Source organism: Amycolatopsis sp. CA-126428, assembly GCF_002904335.1.
GTDB lineage: Bacteria > Actinomycetota > Actinomycetes > Mycobacteriales > Pseudonocardiaceae > Amycolatopsis.
This window is the reverse complement of record NZ_PPHF01000088.1, coordinates 1-21,469: the sequence shown is the minus strand read 5'-3', so window position 1 is coordinate 21,469 and position 21,469 is coordinate 1. Positions and strand designations below refer to the sequence as shown.

Annotated in this window: 22 protein-coding genes and 1 pseudogene; 8 read left to right on the top strand and 15 right to left on the bottom strand. The window is 70.9% G+C overall.

What is annotated here, in order from left to right:
• Positions 1–99 precede the first annotated feature (99 nt).
• From C2L58_RS24090 to C2L58_RS24065, 6 genes are all read right to left on the bottom strand, one after another.
• A complete protein-coding gene (locus tag C2L58_RS24090; RefSeq protein ID WP_103339882.1) occupies positions 100–687 on the bottom strand; it encodes a hypothetical protein in 588 nt (195 codons plus the stop codon).
• A complete protein-coding gene (locus tag C2L58_RS24085) occupies positions 684–1,178 on the bottom strand; it encodes a hypothetical protein (RefSeq protein ID WP_103339881.1) in 495 nt (164 codons plus the stop codon). The genes C2L58_RS24090 and C2L58_RS24085 overlap by 4 nt, the downstream gene beginning before the upstream one ends.
• Positions 1,175–1,543, bottom strand: a complete 369-nt coding sequence (locus tag C2L58_RS24080; protein ID WP_103339880.1) for a hypothetical protein — start codon at positions 1,541–1,543, stop codon at positions 1,175–1,177. Before C2L58_RS24080 ends, C2L58_RS24085 begins: the two co-directional genes overlap by 4 nt.
• A complete protein-coding gene (locus C2L58_RS24075; RefSeq protein WP_103339879.1) occupies positions 1,540–2,124 on the bottom strand; it encodes a hypothetical protein in 585 nt (194 codons plus the stop codon). Before C2L58_RS24075 ends, C2L58_RS24080 begins: the two co-directional genes overlap by 4 nt.
• Entirely contained in the window at positions 2,121–2,519 is a 399-nt protein-coding gene (locus tag C2L58_RS48745; RefSeq protein ID WP_146073655.1) for a hypothetical protein, read from the bottom strand. Before C2L58_RS48745 ends, C2L58_RS24075 begins: the two co-directional genes overlap by 4 nt.
• Positions 2,520–2,690: 171 nt before the next feature.
• Complete coding sequence (locus tag C2L58_RS24065; RefSeq protein ID WP_158264153.1) at positions 2,691–3,713, bottom strand: AfsR/SARP family transcriptional regulator; 1,023 nt, start codon at positions 3,711–3,713, stop codon at positions 2,691–2,693.
• 128 nt (positions 3,714–3,841) lie between these two features.
• On the opposite strand from C2L58_RS24065, the gene C2L58_RS24060 reads away from it, so the two are divergent.
• The 5 genes from C2L58_RS24060 to C2L58_RS24030 all read left to right on the top strand — a co-directional run bounded on the left by C2L58_RS24060 (position 3,842) and on the right by C2L58_RS24030 (position 8,942).
• Positions 3,842–4,294 carry a peptidase inhibitor family I36 protein gene (locus C2L58_RS24060; protein WP_103339899.1) on the top strand — a complete coding sequence of 151 codons (453 nt, stop codon included), beginning with the start codon at positions 3,842–3,844 and terminating at the stop codon, positions 4,292–4,294.
• A 143-nt stretch (positions 4,295–4,437) separates the two neighbouring features.
• Positions 4,438–5,310 (top strand): hypothetical protein, encoded by an 873-nt coding sequence (locus C2L58_RS48740; protein ID WP_146073654.1) that lies wholly within the window; start codon positions 4,438–4,440, stop codon positions 5,308–5,310.
• Between the two features lie 856 nt (positions 5,311–6,166).
• Positions 6,167–7,195, top strand: a complete 1,029-nt coding sequence (locus tag C2L58_RS24040) for a sugar ABC transporter substrate-binding protein (protein ID WP_103339874.1) — start codon at positions 6,167–6,169, stop codon at positions 7,193–7,195.
• Positions 7,196–7,203: 8 nt separating this feature from the next.
• Positions 7,204–8,178 (top strand): ABC transporter permease, encoded by a 975-nt coding sequence (locus tag C2L58_RS24035; protein ID WP_103339873.1) that lies wholly within the window; start codon positions 7,204–7,206, stop codon positions 8,176–8,178.
• Entirely contained in the window at positions 8,175–8,942 is a 768-nt protein-coding gene (locus C2L58_RS24030; RefSeq protein ID WP_103339872.1) for an ATP-binding cassette domain-containing protein, read from the top strand. The genes C2L58_RS24035 and C2L58_RS24030 overlap by 4 nt, the downstream gene beginning before the upstream one ends.
• A gap of 238 nt (positions 8,943–9,180) precedes the next feature.
• On the opposite strand, the gene C2L58_RS24025 is transcribed toward C2L58_RS24030, so the two are convergent.
• From C2L58_RS24025 to C2L58_RS23985, 9 genes and pseudogenes are all read right to left on the bottom strand, one after another.
• Complete coding sequence (locus tag C2L58_RS24025; protein ID WP_233225889.1) at positions 9,181–10,119, bottom strand: hypothetical protein; 939 nt, start codon at positions 10,117–10,119, stop codon at positions 9,181–9,183.
• A gap of 237 nt (positions 10,120–10,356) precedes the next feature.
• Positions 10,357–12,363: an ATP-binding protein gene (locus C2L58_RS24020; protein WP_103339871.1), complete on the bottom strand. Its 2,007-nt coding sequence runs from the start codon at positions 12,361–12,363 to the stop codon at positions 10,357–10,359.
• Between the two features lies 1 nt (position 12,364).
• Positions 12,365–12,550, bottom strand: a pseudogene (locus C2L58_RS48735) (alpha-ketoacid dehydrogenase subunit beta); the annotation flags it as partial.
• A gap of 95 nt (positions 12,551–12,645) precedes the next feature.
• A complete protein-coding gene (pdhA, locus tag C2L58_RS24010; protein ID WP_233225890.1) occupies positions 12,646–13,665 on the bottom strand; it encodes a pyruvate dehydrogenase (acetyl-transferring) E1 component subunit alpha in 1,020 nt (339 codons plus the stop codon).
• Positions 13,666–13,768: 103 nt separating this feature from the next.
• Positions 13,769–14,728, bottom strand: coding sequence for a 3-oxoacyl-ACP synthase III family protein (locus C2L58_RS24005; RefSeq protein WP_103339868.1), 960 nt, complete (start codon positions 14,726–14,728; stop codon positions 13,769–13,771).
• Complete coding sequence (locus C2L58_RS24000; RefSeq protein WP_103339867.1) at positions 14,725–15,714, bottom strand: AfsA-related hotdog domain-containing protein; 990 nt, start codon at positions 15,712–15,714, stop codon at positions 14,725–14,727. The genes C2L58_RS24005 and C2L58_RS24000 overlap by 4 nt, the downstream gene beginning before the upstream one ends.
• A complete protein-coding gene (locus C2L58_RS23995) occupies positions 15,711–16,913 on the bottom strand; it encodes a beta-ketoacyl-[acyl-carrier-protein] synthase family protein (protein ID WP_103339866.1) in 1,203 nt (400 codons plus the stop codon). The genes C2L58_RS24000 and C2L58_RS23995 overlap by 4 nt, the downstream gene beginning before the upstream one ends.
• Entirely contained in the window at positions 16,910–17,173 is a 264-nt protein-coding gene (locus C2L58_RS23990) for an acyl carrier protein (protein WP_103339865.1), read from the bottom strand. The genes C2L58_RS23995 and C2L58_RS23990 overlap by 4 nt, the downstream gene beginning before the upstream one ends.
• A gap of 607 nt (positions 17,174–17,780) precedes the next feature.
• On the bottom strand, positions 17,781–18,377 hold the full coding sequence (locus C2L58_RS23985; protein ID WP_103339864.1) for a TetR/AcrR family transcriptional regulator: 597 nt from the start codon (positions 18,375–18,377) through the stop codon (positions 17,781–17,783).
• Positions 18,378–18,463: 86 nt separating this feature from the next.
• Here C2L58_RS23985 and C2L58_RS23980 point away from each other — a divergent pair, with 86 nt between their 5' ends.
• From C2L58_RS23980 to C2L58_RS23970, 3 genes are all read left to right on the top strand, one after another.
• On the top strand, positions 18,464–19,882 hold the full coding sequence (locus tag C2L58_RS23980; RefSeq protein ID WP_103339863.1) for an MFS transporter: 1,419 nt from the start codon (positions 18,464–18,466) through the stop codon (positions 19,880–19,882).
• Positions 19,883–19,938: 56 nt separating this feature from the next.
• Positions 19,939–20,298, top strand: a complete 360-nt coding sequence (locus C2L58_RS23975) for a nuclear transport factor 2 family protein (RefSeq protein WP_103339862.1) — start codon at positions 19,939–19,941, stop codon at positions 20,296–20,298.
• A 157-nt stretch (positions 20,299–20,455) separates the two neighbouring features.
• Positions 20,456–21,469 (top strand): 3-deoxy-7-phosphoheptulonate synthase (locus tag C2L58_RS23970; RefSeq protein ID WP_103339897.1); only part of this gene is annotated, 1,014 nt, incomplete at its 3' end.

Sequence of the window (21,469 nt, the reverse complement as noted above, 5' to 3'; positions counted from 1 at the left end):
CTCCCGCGGGAGGCGCAAACGGGCGCGCTCTATGCACCTATTCCGGATTCGAAACTGCGACGTGGGATTCCCGATGACGGACCGGCCGGGTGTTCGCCGCTACCGTCGGCGAGACACCAGCCGCCAGGACGTTGCGGCCATCTCCAGTATCGGCAACGCCGCGAACTTCGTCCGGAACTCGGGTTTGGCCTTCGCCGCGTCCGAGTCGTAGACGGTCAGGATCGCGTTCGCGGTCTGCGGGTCGACGGGCACGCCATCCACCTTGCGGGCGACGAACTTGTCCCTGATCTCCCGCAGGATCTCGAAGCGGTCCGCGCCCGGTTCGGGCTCCGGCAGGCTGGCGGCGAAGTCGGCCATGTCCGCGTACGACAGCCAGTCCTCGGTGTCGTGGCACGCCTCGCACGTCACCGCCCGGGGATCGTCGGTCAACTGCGGGGTCGCCGACCTGCTCATGCACGCCGGACGGCCGGAGTTCGACGGCGAGCCGAAGTGGACGACGCCGTTCGCGGACAGGTAGGCGTCACGCCACCCGTCCTGGAACCGGCCCATGATTGCGGCCGCGCCGGTGCCGACAGGCATGTCCCCGATCGTGTCCATCACGACCTCGCTCAGCGCAGGCGCGTTCGGCAGTCCCGCCCGGTACGCCTCGCGGCCGGCCTCGAACACAGGGTCCTGTTCCTCGGTCATCCGGCGGCCTCCGTCCTGCGGACTTCCAGCACCCGTTCCCGCTTGACCGGGTGGGGCCACGGGAATCCCGCATCGACGGCGACCGTGACGCGGTTGACCTTGATCAGCCTGAACCAGCCGTCGTCCGTACGTACAGCGTTCGCCGTGCGCAGCTCTTCCTCGGTGTAAGGCACCGGTGCCGACTCGCGCAGGCGCTCCACCCTTGTCCGCAGCATCTGGTGTCGCCGCTCGGCGGCCTGGTAAGCGTTGTACGCCTTGATGTCCAAGTCGAACTTGGCGTCAGCGCGCTTGGCCTGCGTGGGAGTTGTGCGCCGACGAATACCGGACACAATGGCTGGATCGGTCTCCGCCTCCGAGCGAGGGGCGGTCCGCCCCTCGAACGCCGCCTTCAGCCGGTCGTGTACCTCCTCGGCCGCCTTCAGCTCGGCCTCGGTGATGGCGAGCACCTCCGCGTGGTTGTCGACCGTCACGTTGCTGTGCAGGGTCGTCATCGTGGCTGCCTCCGCTCCACCTTGTCGTGCAGCGGAATGGGCAGCTCGTGCCCGAAGTACGCCAACCACTCGTCGAACGAGCCTCTGTGGACGATGTACGCGCCGCTGGCCATGTAGCCGTACCAGCCCGGTCGGCGTTTGCTCGCCGGGCGCGCCACCCGGAACACACCCGCGATCTCGGCGAGCACCACGAGTGGTGCGTCCGGCGGAACCGGATGGGTGCGGGGGACGCCGTCCCCGACGATGTAGGCGTCCTCGACGGCGGGGTCGCCGCTGATGACGTTCGCCGGATTCGGCCGGAGGTTGATCGAGCTGCGAAGGATCTGCGCACGCATCCCGTACAGGACGGGTTTCTCGGCGGTCACTGGCGCTCCGTCCGCTTCGCGGCGTCGACGGCGTCGCCGACCAGCACCTGCCAGTCTGGCTCCGGCAGCAGGGCGTCGACGTCGGCGTATCCCACGTCGGCAAGCGGTTCGTGATGCCGCCAGACGATGCCGCCGGCCTCGGTCGATCCGAGGCTTCGTCCGTCCTTGAAGACCTCGGCGACCACGACGACGAACGAGAGCCGCTTGCGGAGGAATTCGAAGTAGTCGTGCGCCGAGTAGGTCCCCTCATCGAAGTGGAGCGGGGACCTGTCGCCCTCGATCCGGTCCGGCCGCCTGGTGACCATCCAGCCTGAAGGGACGGTGACCTCCCACGCTTCCAGCTGCTCAGCCGTGACGACCTTCTCGCCGAACCGTCGCTTCCCGTCTCGCGCAGCTGCTCCACCTGTCCCGGCACGATCGGTGAGGCGTTGCTTGTAGTCGTCCCACGCTAGGCTCAGGTCGTCGACGAGTTCCTCATACTCCGCGCCCGGATAGTTCAGCTCGGCGAGGGCGGAGACACTGACCTGTAGCCGCTCCAGGACATCGACATGCTCGGCGCCGCCGAATTCGCCGCCGCTCACCGCTGATCCTCCTGCCTCGGCGTGGGCAATTGGTCCAGCTCGTCTAGGGCCTTCACGTCGAAGTGGGTGATCCAGTGCCCGGCGCCGATGAAATGCGCAGCACGCAAGCTTCCGTCCCGCACCGCCGTGTCGCGGTCGGTGGCGTCCACAACGGCCACCACCTTCACGCTGGGGTCTTCCAGCGTGAGTTCGACACGGTACGGGTGCCTCGGCTCCGGCACTTCCGCCGCGCGACGGGCCTCGCGCGCCTTGCCGAGGACCGTCTGGGGGCCGGCGTCTAAGAAGACGTGCGCGCGTTCCGTGTGATGGACGCGTCCATGATCGTCAGCACCGTCACCGAGGTCGCCGGGTCCTGATTCTGGGCGTGCTTGAACCACAGGATGGGTTTGAGCCACCTTTGGCCCCTTTCAGCTCTGTCCGGGTCAACGCCAGGGAACCCCCTGGCAGGGCGCCATGGACCCTACCCGGAAAGTGTCAAAAAGGGCTTCTACCTGCACAAACGAGGTACTTTGACGATCAAGGACGGAATTGGCCAACGCGAGCGCCTGGCCGAGACAGGCCGCCGATCACCGGCCACAGTGGGGGCAGGTCGGCGTTCTGACCTGGAGGAACCCTGGTTCCTCGCCCGAACGGGTCAAAGTGTGTGGTTTTCCGGGTATGGGCTTGCCGACGCCCGCCATCCCGTCCACCGTGTGGACAGTGGCCCGATCGTCCGCCGACACCGTCAACCGGGCGAGCTCGTCGTGTCGCCCCGCGAAGTACGGGAGATCGCGGGGAAGGCAATTGCGCTGCGCCGCGGGTGGCGGCGCGCTCGGCCGGATTTCCTGCACAGGGGTGGCGCCGAGCGCGGGGTCGGCGCCCAGGATCCGGGCGTGCACGCGTTGCAGACCGTGCCCGGGACTGGCGCCGAGCTCATCGGCCAGCAGCCGCCGGATCTCGTCGAACACGGCGAGGGCATCCCCTTGGCGGCCGCTGCGGTAGAGCGCGACCATCAGCAGCTCACGCACGCGTTCGCGGTACGGGTGCTCGGCCGCGAGCCGCGACAGCGCGGGGATCGCCGCGGCGAGGTCCCCGCGCAGCAGATCGAGCTCGGCGAGGTCCTCCAGCGCGCCGGAGCGGTAGTCCTCCAGCCAAGCCCGTTCGGTGGCGGCCGCGGGGGTGTCGAGGCCGGTGAAAGCAGGTCCGCGCCACAGCGCCATCGCGCCGGCGAGGTGCTGCCTGGCCGCGGCCAGGTCACCATCGCTCTTCTTCTCCCGCGCCCGGACGACCCCGGAGGTGAACTGGGCGCTGTCGAGCTGGTCGGCAGTCACGCGCAGCAGGTACCCGGTGCCCACGGTCCGCAGCGAGCCGTCGTCCGGCACCAGCGACCGGCGCACGTCGCCGACGTACTTCTGGACGAGGTTGACCGCGCTCCTCGGCGGATTCCCGCCCCAGACGCCCTCGATGATCTCCTCGCGCTCCACCCGGCGATTCGCGTGCAGCAGCAGGATCCCGAGCACCCGGAGGCACTTGCCGGAACCGATCTCGACCGCGTCCGTCCCCCGCCAGCCGGCGACCGGCCCGAGCACACCGAACCGTATATCGGGCATGCAGGCGCCCCCTCCCTGGCTGGAGGGTACCTCCGACCAGCTACTTTCCGTAAGACTGCAGTGCGGCTGCAGCAAGCACTGCGAGGCTCCCGTCGTCAGGAAACACGTGTTGACGAGAGGGAGACCAAATGGGAAGCAGCACGAAGGTGCGCCGCTCCGGTGGCTCGAGGACAGCCAGGATGGTGGCGGTCGTCGGCGCCGTGGTCGGGTTGGCGATCCCCTTGGCCGGTACGGCCCACGCATCCGGGGCACGGGACGGCGTCTGCGACGACGGGGAGTTCTGCCTGTTCTACTACCCGACGGGCGTATCCGGCGGGGCGGTGTCCGACTTCGCCGTCGCCGACATTCCCAATCTCGGTCCGACCCAGCCGACCTGCTACGAGTTCCGGGGAACCCTGACCGGCCACGGCCTCTGCGTCTGGCGGAACGCCCGGTCGGCGCAGAACCGCACGGGCCACAACGTCAGGGTGTTCACCAACGTCGATTACAAGAACACCTCGGACCTGTTCACCGCCCACGGGCAGCAATCGGATCTGTACCAGGCGAAATTCCTCGATGAGTCCATCAAATTCGTGAGTTGACACCGAGCCGCTAAGTCGCGCTCGAGTTTGTCGGTGAGCCCCATGCCGGGAAGCCCCGGCATGGGGCTCACTGGTTGAGCAGCTACGCCGACAGCAGAAGTACTCCGCCCGCCGATCCCCTGCCGCACCTGAGGGCGCTTCACGTGCACGACGCGAACCGGCGGGTACAGCCGCCACGAGCGTCCACTGTGGACGACACGGCGGGCGCCCGCGGCTCGGAGGAGGTCGGCGTGGTGGCCGGTGTCGCGGTAGTCCGGCACGACGATCCGGCCGCCGGCGGCGGCCGCGTTCGCCAGCAGCCGCTCGGGCGTGTTGCCGGTCTGGTCCTGGGTGCGCCACAGGTCGATGCCGACCGCGTGCCCGCGAGGGACCCGGCGGGCCGCCTCGACGAGCACCGCGCCGCGGCCGGGGCCGAGTTCCAGGACCCGCTCGGTTCCGGTCAGGTGCCGCCGGTCCAGAAGCCGCACCCACAGCCGGCGCTTGCCACGGACGCTCCAGCACCACATCCCCCAGCACACGGCGGCGTACGCGGTCAGCAGCCACAGGGCGACGGTGCCGGCCGGCCGGCCGAACCAGCCGCGCACCACTATTTCGCCAGTAAGGACGCGTTGCTCGACGAGCTCGTCGCGAGTCTCTACCGGGAGCCGCCCGAGCCCACCGGGAACTGGCGCGAAGACCTGATGGCGCTGAGCCACCTGCTGCGCGACGAAGTGCGCGCCCGTCCCGCGATGCTGCCGGAGCTCCTCTCCCGCCCGGTGCGCACCGAGAACGCCGACCGGGCGCGGGAAGCGCTCGACGCCCACCGCACGTGGGGCAGCTACGTGTTCGGCTATCTCGTCTTCGAACAGCAGTCCGCCGCCCGATCCGAGGCCGACTGGCGCCCGGCGGCGGACGCGCGGCTCCCGCTGACCGCGAGCTTGGCCGGCGACCAGGCTGCCCGCGACTGGGACGAGCAGTTCGTCGTCGGCCTCCGGATGCTGTTCGACGGCTTTGTCGCGCAGGGAACCCGGCGGTAGGCCTCGACCGGGGACCGGTCCCCGGTGACCTCCGCTAGAAACGGGCGCACCGGCAAGCCGGCGGGACGGAGTGGAGCGGACGTGAAGATGCGAAACGCGGCGCTGCCGACAGCGGCTCGGCCGATCTCGCGCCCGCTTTCGACCTCGACGGCTCTCCTCTCCCCGCTGGTGCGGCCTGCGACATCGGCGCCCACAAGCGCTGACGATGCCCGGAAGCGGGGCTGACCGCTCCTGGGCTCAGAGCCGGCGGCCCGTCGTTCCCCAGGCGGCGAGTTCGCTGGGCGCGGGGACGCCCGCCGGCCCTCCGGCGGGCGTCCCCCGACGCTCCGCCGCCGCGAGCGTGGCGTTCCCGCGGGCCGAACCGCGGCGCGCGTCAGCGGCTGACGATGGTCGGGACCAGGTCCGCGGCGTACCCTACCGACCGCAGGCCGCCGGCGATCTCCGCACCGAGCTCCGGTTCTTCCTCGAGAACCAGCACACGCATGCCGCTACCTAACCACCCATTCCGGAAACCGGATTTCCCCCCGCGCCGGCAACGCGGAATTCTTTCCGAAGCGGGCCGGAAAGCGAGTATTCCCCACTGCCGGGTCAGTCGTCGAGCGGACTCGGTGATCACTAGACGACCCCTAGACAACATATGTCTGACCACATTTGGTCAGGAAATTGTCAAGAACTTCGCCAGCAACCGGTTAAGCCTGGTCGAGACATCATACGTCTGTTAAGGTCCTCGACACCTGAACCGTGAGAGACCCGTCGTAGCCGGAACACTGCCGCTGAGACGATTGTGGGGGTCACGTTGACTACTGAAACTTCACGAAGAAGAGCACTGAAGTACCTCGGCGCGGGGGGCGCGACAATGGCCGCGAGCACGCTGCTCGCGGCGTGCACCGGCGTCCAGCAGGCCCAGAACGGGGGCAGTTCGGGACCGTTCCCCAGCACGCCGAGCTGGCGGTTCGTCTTCGTCAACCACGTCACCACGAACTCGTTCTTCGTCCCGACCCGGTCCGGGCTCGCCGACGCCGCGGCGTTGCTCGGGGTGCCCGAACCACAGTGGACCGGCTCGGAAAACGGCAACGTCGCCCAGATGGCCAGCGCCATGGACACCGCGATCACCGGCAAGGCCGACGGGATCGCGATCGCCCTGACCGACGACAACGCCTTCGTCGACCTCACCAAGCGCGCACTGGGCCAGGGCATTCCGGTGATCGCCTACAACGCGAGCGCGGCCGGCAACTACCCGCTCACCTACGTCGGCCAGGACCTGTACCTGTCCGGATTCCGGATGGGGCAACGCATCGCGCAGAAGATCACCTCCGGCGACATCCTGGTCGGCATCGCCCAGCCGGGCGGGAACAACGTCCAGCCGCGGCTCGACGGCATCACGGACGCACTGAAGCAGGCCGCACCCGGCGTGCGGGTCCAGTCCGTGAACACGGGGGCCGAGCAGGCCGGCGAGCTCAACGCGATGACCGCCGCCTACACCGGGAACACCGGGGTGAAGGGCATCTACGCGGTCGACGCCGGCAGCACCGCCGCGTGCGCGAAGCTGGTCGCCGACCGCAAGCTGTCCGGCAAGATCGGCAGCGGCGGGTTCGACCTGCTCGACGACACGGTCACCGGGGTCAAGAACGGCGCGCTCGACTTCACCATCGACCAGTCCCCCTACCTCCAGGGCTTCCTTTCCGTGCTGTACCTGTACTTGTTCCGGTTGTCCGGCACACTGGTGGCCCCGCCGGTCACCGACACCGGCCTCACGTTCGTCACCAAGGAGAACGTCGGCCCCTACGCCTCGGCCGGCAGCCGGTTCGAAGGCGGGACGAAGAAGGACCTCATCCCGATGCCGAGTGCGATCCCGTTGCCGCCGGCGACCACGTTGAGCCGGTAGGCGCGGCGATGTCGTTGAGGCCGATGCTGCTCGGCGCGATGCACGTCAAGGAACTGAGCATCCTGCTGGTCACGATCGCCGCGGGGAGCTACTTCACGGCGACCAGCGACGCGTTCAACTCCCTCGACAACTACCGGACGATCGCCCAGTACGTCGCGCCGTGGGCGATCATCGCCGCCGGGCAGGTGATGCTCCTGATCTGCGGGGAGATCGACCTGTCCGCCGGGTTCGTGTTCACCCTCGCCCCGTTCATGCTCATGCAGCTGTTCGTCAACGGCTGGCCGCTGTGGCTCGCGCTGCTCGGCGCGGTCGTGGTGAGCACGGTGGTCGGGGTGGTGAACGGGCTGATCCGGACCCTGCTGGGCATCCCGTCGTTCATCACGACACTGGGCATGGCGTTCCTGTTGCAGGGCTTGGTGCTGATCATCTCGAACGCCCGTCCGGTCGCCGCGCCGAAGGACAGCTGGGTGGTCGACGTCTTCGGCGGGGCGCCCTGGACCGAGTTCCTGTGGGCCGCCGGGCTGATCCTCGTCATGCAGGTGGTGCTGTCGGCGACCCGGTTCGGGATCCACACGCAAGCCACCGGCGGGAACCCGGTCGGGGCCGCGGAGTCCGGCATCGGGGTCAACCGGGTGAAGGTGGTCAACTTCGCGGTCACCAGCACCCTGGCCGGGATCGCCGGGATCCTGCAGGGCACCCGGGTCGGCTCGTACGACCCGACCAACGGCGGGTTCACCACGATGTTCTTCGCGGTGGCCTCGGCGGTGATCGGCGGGACCGCGCTGCTGGGCGGGTCCGGCACGGTGGTGGGCGCGTTCCTCGGCGCGCTGCTGCTCGGCATCGTGTTCGACGGCTTCAACCTCAACGGGGTCAGCGCGAACGCGTTCAACGTGGTGCTCGGCGCCGCCATCCTGCTCGCGATGGTGCTGAACGTGACGTTGATCGTGGTGCGCAAGCGGCTCGGCTCCCGGGAGCTGACATGACGGGGGAACCGGGCGCCGAGGTCATCCGGATCGAGGGCGTCAGCAAGAAGTTCGGCCCGGTCACCGCGCTCGCCGACGTCAACCTGCACGTGCGCCGCGGCGAGATCCTCGGCCTGATCGGGGACAACGGCGCCGGCAAGTCCACGCTGATCAAGATCCTCACCGGTTACCACCAGCCGGACGGCGGGCGCATCCTGTTCGAGGGCGAGCCGGCGACGCTGAAGTCCGTGGTGCACGCGAGGTCGCTGGGCATCGAGACGGTGTTCCAGGACCTCGCGATGGTCGACGACCTGCCGGTGTACCTGAACCTGCACCTGAACCGCGAACTGACCCACCGGCCGCTGCCTTTTCTCCGGCGCCGGGAGATGAAGCGCCGCGCCCGGGAAGCCCTGGACTCGATCGGGATCGACATCCCCTCGGTGACGGCCGAAGTGGGCATGCTCTCCGGCGGCCAGCGGCAGGCGATCGCGGTGGCCCGTTCGGTGTACTCGGAGGCGAAGCTGCTGCTGCTCGACGAGCCGCTCGCGGCGATGGGCGCCAAGGAAAGCGCGGTGATCCTCCGCCTGCTGCAGGAGCTGAAGCAGCGCGGCGACATCGCGATCATCCTCATCGCGCACAACTACGGGCAGGTGACGGAGGTCTGCGACCGGGTGAACCTGTTGCAGCACGGCGAGATCACCTTCGACCGGCGGTCCGCGGACACGTCGGTGGCCGAGCTCCTCGAGCTGGTGAACGCGGAATACCGGCTCAAGGACGGCCGGTAGCACCCGGTCCTGGGCGGGTCGTGGCGGGAGCCACCACCGGATCGCGCTCGCCGCCGCCAGAGGTTTCCCCGCTGCTTAGGAGTCGCCGTAGACCGTTCGGCCACATCCGACGGCGTGCAGAATGCCGTCGAGGGTCACCCCACCGGTTGGTGAATCGCCCAGGGCGCAGACCCGACCAGGGTGCCCATCCTGGCGGTCCACCCGGCGCCGGCCGCGATGGGATTCTCGGGCGCCCGGCTCACGCGGGGCGGAAGTTGCCCAGGCAGGGGTAGCCCGGCAGACCGGCTTTGGCCGGTTTGCCCGGCGGCGGGTAGCCCAGCAGCCACAGCTGCCCGGTCACCGCGACGTTCGCGGCCAGCGAGATGTCGGCGACGAGCCGGAACCGCGTCTGCCGCCCGTCCGGGTACAACGCCCAGCCCGTCAGCCGCACCGCCGTGCGAGCGCGCGGCACGAACGGCGTGTCGAGCGCGACCCGCAGTTCCACCCAGCTGTCCCCGGTGATCGGACGGCGCATCCGCAGGCTGCCGATGGCCAGCAACAGCCCCAGCATGACGAAGACCGCGCTGCCCCCGGCGATGCCGCCCACCCCGGCCGCGTCCGCGGCGCCGGCGGGTTCGGACCCCATCGACGACGCGAGCGCGAGCCCCGCCGCGCCCAGCACCAGGAACGTCACCCCGGTGACGGCTGCCCGCCGGACCTGGAACGCCCGGTGCGCGGCGAGCACCGGGTCACGCGACGGCGGCGTCGGGTGGCGGGAGACGGGCTCGGCGAGCGTCGCCCCGGGAAGGGGTGCGTCTTCGATCCGCCCGGACCGCAGCCACATCGCTCCCGGCGGGCGGACGAAGACCCGCCGGCCCGTGCCGAGCACCCACACCCGTCGCTCGCCCGCCAGCTGCACCCGCGGCCCGCCGGGCAGCCGGGTCCGCAGCCACCGCCCGTCCGGCAGCCGCACCGACAGCCGCGAACCCTTCGCGAGCAACCCGTCCGGAGCGACGTCGAGCCGGTGGTACGGCTCCCCGAAGAGACTTCGGACGCGCCGGTAGAGGACCAGGACGTAAGTCCACATCGCCAGCATGCCGCCGAAGACGCCGAAGTAGACGTAGGGCAGCGTGCTCCCCCACCCTTCGGTGAACACGAGCAGCAAGCCCAGCATGACCAGCGCGCCGCTGAGTCCCATGCGGACAATGGTCAGCCCGGTCAATTTCTGGACAAACCCGGCGAACAGCGGTTCGGCCCCGGACGGCACGTTCGGAACAGGTTCGTGGACGCGAACTCTGTCGGTGCCCGAAATGCTGTCCATGCCTTGTCCCCCATCGGTTCGCGTGCCCGGCCGCGGCAGCGTATCCGGCGGGGGAACCCGGGCTCGGACCGCCTACCGGGATGTCCTCGCGCGCAATTCCCCGGAATGGGGTGATCAGAGGTCGTCGAGCCGGGCTTGCACGCGGTCGACGTCGTCGTGCCGGCCTTGTTCCCGGAACAGCCGCAAGGCTTCCCGCCAGATCTTCCGGGTCTGGTGGAGGTCGCCGAGGGCGAGGTGCGGTTGGGCGGAGGATTCGAGCACGCCCGGGGTTTCGTAGGTGTTGCCGAGGTCGCGGAGCATGGTGATGGCCCGCTCGTAGTGGGCGATGGCGCGCTCGTGGTGACCGCTGTGGTGCTCGATGTAGCCCAGGCTGTCTTCGGTGGCCGCCACGCCGGTGGGGTCGCGCAGGCTCTTGTGCAGGGCCAAGGCGGCCTGACAGTGCTCGCGAGCGGTTTCGTAGTCGCCCAGGCGCGCCGCGCGCCAGCCCACCGAGTTGAGCGCGTCGGCTTCTCCGACCGGCTGGTCGAGGCCGCGGTAGAGGTGCAGGGCGCACCGCGCGTGGTCCAGGGCCTTCCGGTCGTCGCCTTGCTGGCTCCACGCCCGCGCGAGCAGCCGGTGGGTGTGGGCCTTGTGGCTGACGGCGTCATGTTGCTCGGCGAAGGTGAGGGCCTGGTGCAGGTGGCGCAGGGCGTCCTCGTGGCGGTCCAGGTGGCCGTAGGTCAGGCCGAGGGCTTGGTGGGCGAAGATGACCAGGTCCGGGCCGGGCAGGTGTTCGGCGGCGTCGGCGGCCGCCTGCCAGACGGCGAGGTGGTCGCGGCGGTGGCCGCGCCGGTAGTGGAACGTGTGCAGTCCCCAGGCCAGGTGCCAGACCGTCGCGTGCCACTGGTGCGTGGCCGCCGTTTGCTGGGCGGCGAGCAGGCAGGCGTGCTCGGCGTCGCACCACGCCAGGGCCGCTGCCGCGTCGGGGAGCGGGTGGGCGTGGGCCTCGGGCAGGGGCAGGGGGACGGGGTCGCGGTGCGGGTTCAGCAGCCGGTCGGCGGCGTGCGCCGTGCGGGCGTAGAAGTCCAGGACCCGGTGCAACGCCGTTTCCCGCACCTCGCCCGGCAGTTCGGCGGCGACGGTGGTGGCGTAGCCGCGCACCAGGTCGTGCATGCCGTACCGGCCGGCGGGGAGGCGGTCGAGGAGGGACGCGTCGGCGAGCGCTTGCACCGTCGCGTGCGCCTCCCGCTCGGCCAGGCCGGTGAGGCGGGCGGCGGCGGGCAGGCCGATGTCGGGGCCCGGCGCGATGCTCAGCAGGGCGAACGCGGTGCGTTGCTGCTCGGTGAGGTGCCGCAGCGACCAGGACAGCACGGTGGGCAGGCTCGCCGTGGGGTCTGTGGGGTCTTCGGAGTCGAGGGCTTCCACACCGAGGGTCCGGAGGTCGGCGACGACCTCGCCGAGGGGCAGGCGCGGGTCGGCGGCGGCGCGGGCGGCGATCAGCCCCAGCGCCAGGGGAAGCCCGCCGCACAGCTCGGCCAGCTCCGTGAGCGCCGGCGACGCCGCGGTGGCGCGGCCCGGCCCGAGGGCGGTGGCGAGCAGAGTGCGCGCTTCGGCGTCGGTGAGCACGTCGAGGGGCACCGGACGGGCCCCGTGGCGGGCGATGAGCCCGCGCAGGCGGGTGCGGCCGGTGACGAGCACGGTGCAGTGGCGGCCGCCGGGCAGCAGGGCGGCCACCTGCTCGGTCGTGGCGGCGTTGTCGAGCACCACCAGCAGGCGCCGGTCGGCGACCAGCGTCCGGTACAGGCCGGCGCGTCCTTCGACGCCGGTGGGCTGGTGCTCGCGGCCGACGCCCAGGGCCTCGAGGAACCCGCCGAGCACGTCGACCGGGCGGGCCGGTTGCTCGGCGGGGCTGAAACCGTGCAGGTCGGCGAACAACTGCCCGTCGGGGAACCGGCCGAGGTTGCGGTGCGCCCAGCGCAGGGCCAGCCAGGTCTTGCCGATGCCCCCGGCCCCGCCGATCGCGGAGATGAGCGCCACCGGGTCGCCGGGGCCGCCGGGTGCGAGGACGGCGTCGAGCCGGTCCAGCTCTGCCCGGCGACCGACGAACAGCGCGGGCGCGGCCGGCAGCTGCCGGGGAGGCATCGGCCGCGCCCAGGATCCCGGCTTCGCAGATGGGCGTGTCGAAGCAGCGCTGCTCGCCGAACTCGGCCAGCAGGCCGTCGGTCGCGCGGAACACGCCACCCAGCTGCCCGACGTCCTCGCCGAACACGACGACCCGGCCGTCTTCGCGCATCGCGTCACGCAGCGCGGAGTTGATCGCGGAGACCATCGACAGCCGGGACGTGGTCGCGGGCGCCTCGGCGATCCGCAGGGCCGGTTCGGTGGCCGCGGGCGCCTCGGTGATCCGCGGAGTCGCTTCGGTGGTCATGCGACACCCCTCTCGGTGAGTTCGCGGGCCTGCTGCCGCAGCTGCGGCGTCGGCCGGGCGTAGACGTGGGCGAACATCTCGGCGGGCGCGGGTGCCTCGTACCGCGTGACCTCCCGCCGGGTGCGGGCGGCGAATTCCGCGGCCTCGGCGTCGATCGCCTGCCGGGTGGCGGCGTCGAGCAGCCCCCGCGCGCGCAGGGTCGCCTCGAGCCGCGCGATCGGATCACGGTCGTGCCAGGCCAGTGCCTCGGCCGGGTCCCGGTACCGCGAGGGGTCGTCGGCGTTGGTGTGCGGGGCCATCCGGTAGGTCAGCGCTTCGATCAGGGCCGGTCCGTGGCCCGCCCGCGCGGCGTCGACGGCGGCGGCCACGGCCTCGTGGACCGCCACGAAGTCGTTGCCGTCGACCTGGACACCGGTGATCCCGTAGCCCACGGCCTTGTCGGCGAGCGCCGCGGCCCGGGTCTGCTTGGCCAGCGGCACCGAAATCGCGTAGCGGTTGTTCTGCACCAGGAACACCACCGGCGCGTCGTACACCCCAGCGAGGTTGACGGCTTCGTGGAAGTCGCCCTCGCTGGTGGCGCCGTCACCGCACAGCACCACGGCGACGACGTCGTCCCCGTTGAACCGGGCCGCCATCGTCAGCCCGACCGCGTGGGCGGCCTGCGTGGCCAAGGGCGTGCAGTGGGGCGCGGTGCGCGTCGCCTTCGGGTCGTAGCCGCAGTGCCAGTCGCCGCGCAGCAGCGTGAGCGCTTCTCCCGGGCCGACCCCGCGGCCGACCACCGCGACCGAGTCGCGGTAGGTGGGGAACAGCCAGTCGGTCTTCCGCAGCGGCGTCACCGCGCCGATCTGGCAGGCCTCCTGACCGTAGGACGACGGGTAGACGGCGAGCGCGCCCTGTTTGGCGAGGTTGGTCGCCTGCTGGTCGAACCGGCGGCCGAGGACCATGCCCCGGTAGCCCCGCAGCAGCACCGCGTCCGCGGCGTCGACCGGCGCCTCGGCCTCGGGTGAGCGGGCCATCGGCGCCCGCTCCTCGGTGAGTTCTCCGTACAGCATCGTTTCCCCCAGTGATTTCGGAAACTACTGACCTCGGTGTGGGTGGTGTGATCGGACCGGGCGGAGCTCAGGTGTGCCGGCACGCTTTCCAGCCGAGCACGCCCGCGCCCCAGGTGAATCCCGCGCCGAACGCGCTGAGCACGACGGTGTGCCCCGGTTTGAGCCTGCCCTCGTCCTGCGCTTTGCCGAGAGCGAGCGGAATGGAAGCCGACGAGGTGTTGCCGAACTCGCCGACGTAGGACGCGGCCCGTTCGGGCCGCCACTTCAGCCGCCGGACGACCGCGGCGAGGATCCGGCTGTTCGCCTGGTGGCAGACCAGCAGGTCGACGTCGTCCTCGGTGATCTCGTGGCCGGTCAGCACGGACCGGATCACGTCGGTCATGGCCTCGACCGCGGAGGCGTAGACCTGGGCGCCGTCCATGCGAACGGCGTTGTCCCCGTGGTCGACGAACAACGCCCCGGCGTGCTCGGGCGCGGAGCCGAACGAGAGGAACGGCACGCAGTCCTCGCAGGTTTCGCCGCGGGACGCCTCGACCAGGACGGCTCCGGCGCCGTCGCCGAAGAGCACGGCGGTGTTGCGATCCGCCGGGTCGGTCAGCCGCGACATGGCGTCCGCGCCGACCACCAGCACGCGATCCGCGGAACCGTGGCTGATCCGCGAAATGGCGTAGTCGAGCGCGTAGAGGAACCCGGTGCAGGCACCGTTGACGTCGACCGCGCCGGGCGAGGCGGCACCGATCAGGTGGCCGATCTCCGGCGCCAGGCCCGGCGACACCCGGTCGGGTGTCGTCGTCGCCGCGACGACGAAGTCCACGTCGGTCGCCGCCACCTCGGCGTCGGCCAGCGCGCGGGACGCGGCCGTGGCGGCCAGGCCGGCCAGGCGCTCGCCGGGCTGGAGCCGGTGCCGGTGGTGCACCCCGGTCCGCTCGACGATCCACTCGCCGGTCACGCCGAGGTCTTCGAAGGCGTCGTTGCCCACCACCGTCGCCGGCAGCGCCGTGCCCACTCCCGAAACGACGACGCTCATGACCGGCCCCCGTCCGCCAGGTCCGCGGAAACCCGGAACCGGCACGTCGCGGTGAGCCGCGTGCCCTGGCGGGATTCGACGGTGATCTCGGTGTCCGAACCCGCTCCGGACCAGGACCCGATCTCCAGCACGGGTGGGGTGCCGAGTTCCGCGAAGCTGGTGAATTCCAGGTCGGCGTGGCCGGTGCGGACCCGGCCGGCCGGCACCCCGGCCGACGCGGCGAACGAGAGCGTGGCCAGCTGACGGGCGGCGTCGGCGATCAGCATGCCGGGGTAGTGGTCGAGCGGCCGGTCGAAGAACACCGGGTGCGTCCGCGGCACCACCCGGCACCGCGCGCTCCGCGGCGGGCCTTCCACCGCGCCGATGAAGACGTTCTCCGGGAACCGCCTGCCGACCGTGTGCGGTGGGTTCGGGTCGACCGACCCCGCGGGCGTGCCGGGCCGTCCGTTCTCTCCCCGGACGGCCCGGTAGGCGTCCGGGGAGAGGAAGCCGACGAGGCCGTCGCACCGGGCGATCGGCTGTCCGCCGATCACGCAGTGGACCGGTCCGGTGGCGGCGTAGACGGCCCCGGAAGAGTTGCGGCGGACCTGGGTTTCCGGAAAGGCGATCACCGCGTGGCCCGCCATGGCCGGGCCGGTGGTCCGGATCCGCACGGTTCGGAGCACGAAGTGGTGGGTGACCGGGACGTCGAGCAGGGCGTGCGCGATGACCTCGATGCCCTGCCGCACGAACTCGGCGAGGTGCAGCGCGTCGGGCCCGGCCGCCGCGCGGTCGCCGAAGTAGCGGTGCGCGGGCGGCACCGCACCGGCCGCGGTCAGCATTCCCCGCCGCCGGCCGACGTCGGTGATGAAGACCTCGTCGTCGGATTCCTTGTGCGCCAGGCGCCGATCGACTGCCGGACCGGTGCGCAGGCCGAGTTTCTCCGGTGTGCAGGCCGGCCAGTCGACGGCGGCCGCCGCGCGCTCGGCCACCCCCGCGGTCTTCACGCTGCCCCCTTGATCGCGATGGTGACGTTGTGGCCGCCGAACCCCATCGAGTTCGTGAGCCCGACGTATCCCTTCTCGGAGGGCTTCAACGCCCGCGCTTCCCGGACGTGGGCGAGTTCGCCGAGCGCTTCGTCCGGCTCCGTGAGCCCGTGGGTGGGCGGCGCCGTCCGGTACCGGAGCGCCTGCAGCGTCGCGATGGCTTCGACCGCGCCCGCGGCACCCAGCAGGTGCCCGACGCAGGACTTGGTGGAGGAGATCGGGATGTCCGCCAGCGCCTCCCCCAGCGCGAGCCGCAGCGCCGCCGACTCGGCGACGTCGTTGAGCCGGGTGCCGGTGCCGTGCGCGTTGATGTAAGCGATGTCCGAGACCTCGAGCCCGCTGTCGGCGAGCGCCGTGCGGACCGCGGCCGCGGCGGGGGCGCCGGTCGGATCCGGGGCGGTGACGTGGTGGTGGTCGCTCGTGACGCCGTAGCCGAGGATTTCGCCCAGCACGTCGGCACCGCGAGCGCGCGCGACCTCCGCCTCTTCGAGCACGAGCACGCCCGCGCCCTCGCCGAGGACGAAACCGTTCCGGTTCCGGTCGAACGGCACCGAGTTCCCGCTGGGCGACAACGCGCCGTTCGAAGCGAACATCGACCTGGTGAACTCCGACGTCGCCGCTTCGGCCCCGCCGACGAGCGCGACGTCGGCTTCGCCCGAGCGGATCACCCGCGCGCCGGCGATGATCGCCTGGGCGCCACTGGAGCAGGCGGTGGCCAGCGCGGCCGTCTCGCCGCCGAGGCCGAAGCGGATGGACAGCTGGGCGGGCGCGGCGTTCGCCATCAGCAGGGGAACCGCCAAGGGGGAAACGAACCCGCGCCCTTCCGTCCGGAACACTTCCAGTTGTGCCTCAAGGGTTTTCAGCCCGCCGATCGCCGTACCGACGACGCAGTGCGCCCGTTCCGGCGGCACCGGCGGAACGGCGTCCCAGCGCGCCTGGCGGACGGCTTCGTCCGCCGCCACCACGGCCAGCCGGCAGAACCGGTCCATCCGGGACAGTTCCCGTCTGGTCAGCAGCTTCGACGCGTCGAAATCCGCGCACCGGCCCACCCCGTCGGAGAACCCGTTCTCTCCGCGCACGGCGTTGTGGTGCAGGGCCTCGGCGCCGACCCCGAGCGGGGTGACGGCCCCGATGCCGGTGATGACGACCCGGCGCCTCACGCCATCCCCGCGCGCTTGTGGATGACCGCCAGCACGTCCGAGATGGTCTCGGCGTCGGCGAAGTCCGCCGGGCCGACGGTGATGCCGAGCTTCTTCGTGACGCTCTGGCTCAGTTCCACGACGTCCAGCGAGTCGAGACCGAGCTTCTCCAGGGTGGCGTCCGGGGAGAAGGAATCGACGTCCGCGCCGATTGCTTCGATCTCCTCGTACACGAACGCCTGGACGGAATTGCGATCGTGGGCATACGACTGTGCTGTCATCTTTCCCCCAACATTGGATTTGGCAGCCATCGTTCAGGTCCAAATCAGCACCTTCCCCAAGGTGCCCCAAACGCACGCTATAGAGCGGAGGGTGACGCTGTCAACGTAGCCGTCAGTGACCCAGATCACAACGCCTTTCCCCTAGCAGGGCCCGGGTGATCACCCATTCGGGCCACGACCCGGTAACCCTTGGTAAACAAGCAACGAGCGACACCAATGATCCGTGTGTCAATTACCGGAAAGGCAATCGGACGGTAAAAAGTATATTCGTCCTACAAGAATCCCCGCTGCGGCAAGACATGGCCGGCAGGGTGCCGAGTTCACCCGCGGTCCCGACGTTTGTCCAGGTCGCAGGTCCCGCACGCGGGAGGGTCCGGCGGCGGCCGAGCGGAAGAATCGACGCTTTCAAACGCCCGCCATTGCCGGGCCGAACCGCCGGCTCGGATCTTCGCATGGTTCGCCCGTGTATCCGGGTCGTGCCGAAACAGTTACGGCGAGCGCAATGCACCAGGATTACCCGGATCGATTCCCGCTGGCTGGTCCATACCATTAACGGGGTCGCCGACCGGCATTTCCGCGGCGGAGGCGGACAATCCCGCCCCATCGGTCAGGCTTTCGGGCAGACCCAGTTCCCGAGGGCCATCGCCAGCAATGTGGGCATGGCTTCGATTCCGTCGACCGTGCGCGGCTCGTGGAGGTGGCGGGTCAGCGTGAGGTCCACCAGGCCGTGCAGTGCCGCCCACAGCAGCGTCCCGGCTTCGCGCACGTCTCCCCCGGCGAGCGCGCCCTCTTCCTGCGCTTCGCCGACGAGGTCGTAGAGCACCCGCGCGCACTCGTCCGCCGCACGCTCGAGTTCCGCGCTCGGCCGGTTGATCGGGAAGTCGCCGAACATCAGGCGGTAGTGCTCCGGGCTTTCCATCGCGGCACGGGCGTACCCGAGGCAAGCGCGATAAAGTGGCGTTCCGCCGGCAGCGAGGTCGGCGGCCCCGGCCCGCATCGCCTCGGTCAGCCGGTTCATGCTCTCCGCGGCGACGGCACTGAGCAGGTCGTCCTTGTCGGCGAAGTGCCGGTAGGGCGCGGTCCGCGAAACGCCGGTGGCGGCCCCGACCGCCCGCAGCGTCACGAATTCCGGGCCGCCCTGCGTCAGCAGTTTGCTCGCCGCGGCGACCAGCGCGGCCCGCGTGTCACCAGTGCTGTTTCCCACCCGGGAGAGCCTACCCTGGTTGACGCCGTCAACATCGCTGGCTAGATTGACGCCGTCAACCTCGGTCGCTGCACGGGAGGCTCGCTATGTCCACGACCCCGGGTCACCCTCGCCGCTGGGCGATCCTCGGCATCATGTGCCTGGCGCTCGTGATCGCCTCGCTGGACATGCTCGTCATCACGATGGCGGTGCCGTCGATCAGGACGCAGCTCGGCGCGACCCCCGGTGAGCTGCAGTGGACGGTCGACGCCTACGCGCTCGCCTTCGCCGCGCCGATCCTCTTCGCGGGGGCCCTCGCCGACCGGTTCGGGCGCCGCCGCGGGTTCCTCACCGGCCTGGTGGTCTTCCTGATCGCCTCGGCGGCGGCGGCGTTCGCCGGCTCACCGGAGACGCTCATCGCCGCCCGCGCGGGCATGGGCCTCGGCGCGGCGATGATCATGCCGTGCACGCTCGCGATCCTGGGCCAGGTGTTCCCGCCGCAGGAGCGGGCCAAGGCGATGGGCATCTGGGTGGGCGTCGCTTCGCTGGGCGTGCCCCTCGGCCCGATCGTCGGCGGCCTGCTGCTGCAGAACTTCTGGTGGGGTTCGGTCTTCCTGATCAACCTGCCGATCGTCGCCGTCGCGATCGCCGGCTGCCTGGTGCTCATCCCGGAATCCCGCAACGAGAACCACGCGGGCCTCGACGTGCTCGGCCTCGTGCTCACGGTCGCCGGTTCGCTCGCGCTCGTCGACGGCATCATCGAGGCGCCCGCCCACGGCTGGACCTCGCCGCGCACGCTGTTCTTCATCGTCGGCGGCGCGGCCATCCTGGCGATCTTCATCTGGTGGGAGCGGCGGACGCGGACTCCGATGCTCAGCCACGCCGTGTTCCGCGACCGGCGGTTCGGCGGCCCCCTGGTGACGATCTCCACGGTGTTCTTCGGAGTGTTCGGCAGCCTGTTCGTCATCACCCAGTACCTGCAGTTCACCCTGGGCTACCGCCCGCTGGTCGCCGGCCTGCACATGCTCGGCATGTGCACCGTCATGCTGGTCGCGCCCCAGGCGCCCCGGCTGGTGCAGCGGTTCGGCCTCGGACCGGTGTCCGCGCTCGGCCCGCTGCTGGTCGCCGTGTCGATGGCGGTCATGGCGTTCGGCGGCCCGCCGTCGAGCCTGCGGGTGCTCATCGCGCTCGGCCTGCTCGGGCTCGGCATCGGGTTCGGCGCGCCGACCTCGGTGGACTCGGTCGTCGGTGCGGCGCCGCCGGAGCAGTCGGGTGCCGGCTCGGCCGTCGCGGACGTCGCCATGAACATGGGCGGGTCGCTCGGCATCGCCATCATGGGCAGTGCCGCGGCCACGGCGTCGACGGGCGTGCTGACCGACCTGACGCCCCCGATGATCGCCGGGGTGTGCGTGGCCGGCGCCGGCGCGCTCGTCGTGGCCACGATCCTGCCGCGCGGCCGGGCAACGGCCGCCGCGCCGCCGGCCGAACGCGTCACGGTGCCGGCCACCGATCCGGTGGAGAGCTGACCACCCGGCTCACCGCCGCTCCACGGAAAACCCGATACGAGGAAGGTTCAACCCTGATGAACGCCAACGAATTCGCGCAGACCTACCTCTCGGTGTGGAAGACCACCGATGACGGAGAGCGGAGCGTGCTGGCGAAAAAGCTCTTCGCCGAGGACGCCGTGCACCACATTTCCCCCGCCGGGGTCTCCTTCACCGGGCGTGAGGACGTCGAGGCCAACATCGCCCGCGTGCACAAGGAGCAGATCGCCGCACACGGGCTCCAGTTCCGCGTCGGGGACGCGGTCCTCAACGGCAACGCGGTCCAGCTCCCCTGGGAGATCGCCGGCCCGGCGGGCGACACCGTCAAGTCCGGCACGGACTTCTTCGTGCTCGACGAGGACGACCGCATCACCGCGCTCTACATGTTCCAGGGGTAGGGCGTCCCGGGCACGCCGATCGACGGTTCCACCGGCCGTGACGATTGCGCGGTCACCGTAGTTCTGGAGGGAATTCCATGGGGGACTTGAAAGCGGTTCGGGAGCGCGCGCGGCCGGGAACGCCGTCGCGCCGGGTCATGATCCACCGGGAGCGATGATGAGCTCCGAGGTGCTGCCGGTCCGGCGATCGTGGGACGCCGACCTGCTGTTGAGCGCGCTGTCGCCGTTGCCTCCGCTGCCGCCCGGGCTGCGGGAGCGCCTCGACGACGCGCTCGCCCGCCCGGCGGCCCAGCAGCCGGAGTGGCCGGACACCGAGGCGGTCCACCGGGTCCGCGCGTCGCTGGAGGCGGTGCCGCCGATCACCGTGCCCGCGGAGATCGACCTGCTGCGGCGGCGGCTGGCGTCGGTGGCCCAGGGCGAGGCTTTCCTGCTGCAGGGCGGGGATTGCGCCGAGACGTTCGAGTCGAACACCGAGTCCCACATCCGGTCGAACATCCGCACGCTGCTGCAGATGGCCGTGGTGCTCACCTACGGCTCGAGCACGCCGGTGGTCAAGGTCGGCCGCATCGCCGGGCAGTACGCCAAGCCGCGGTCGGGGACGACCGACGCGCTCGGCCTGCCCGTCTACCGCGGCGACATCGTGAACTCGCTGAGAGCCGACCCGAGCGAGCGGGTGCCGGACGCGGACCGGATGATCCGCGCCTACGCCAACTCGGCCGCGGCGATGAACCTCCTCCGCGCCCTGGTGTCGGCCGGGCTGACCGACCTGAGCCACCTGCACGACTGGAACAAGGACTTCGTGCGCAACTCCCCCGCCGGGGAGCGCTACGAGGCGCTGGCCACCGAGATCGACCGCGGCCTGCGCTTCATGTCCGCGTGCGGCGCGAACGACCCGTCGTGGCACACCACGGAGATCTTCGCGAGCCACGAGTGCCTGCTGCTGGACTACGAACGCGCCATGCTCCGCCTGGACTCCCCCGGCGACCCGGAGGCGAAGCTCTACAACCTCTCGTCGCACTTCCTCTGGATCGGCGAGCGGACCCGCCGGCTGGACGGCGCGCACATCGCGTTCGCCGAGCTGCTGGCCAACCCGATCGGCTTGAAGATCGGCCCGACGACCACGCCGGAGCAGGCGCGGGAGTACGTCGAGCGGCTCGACCCGCGCTCCGAG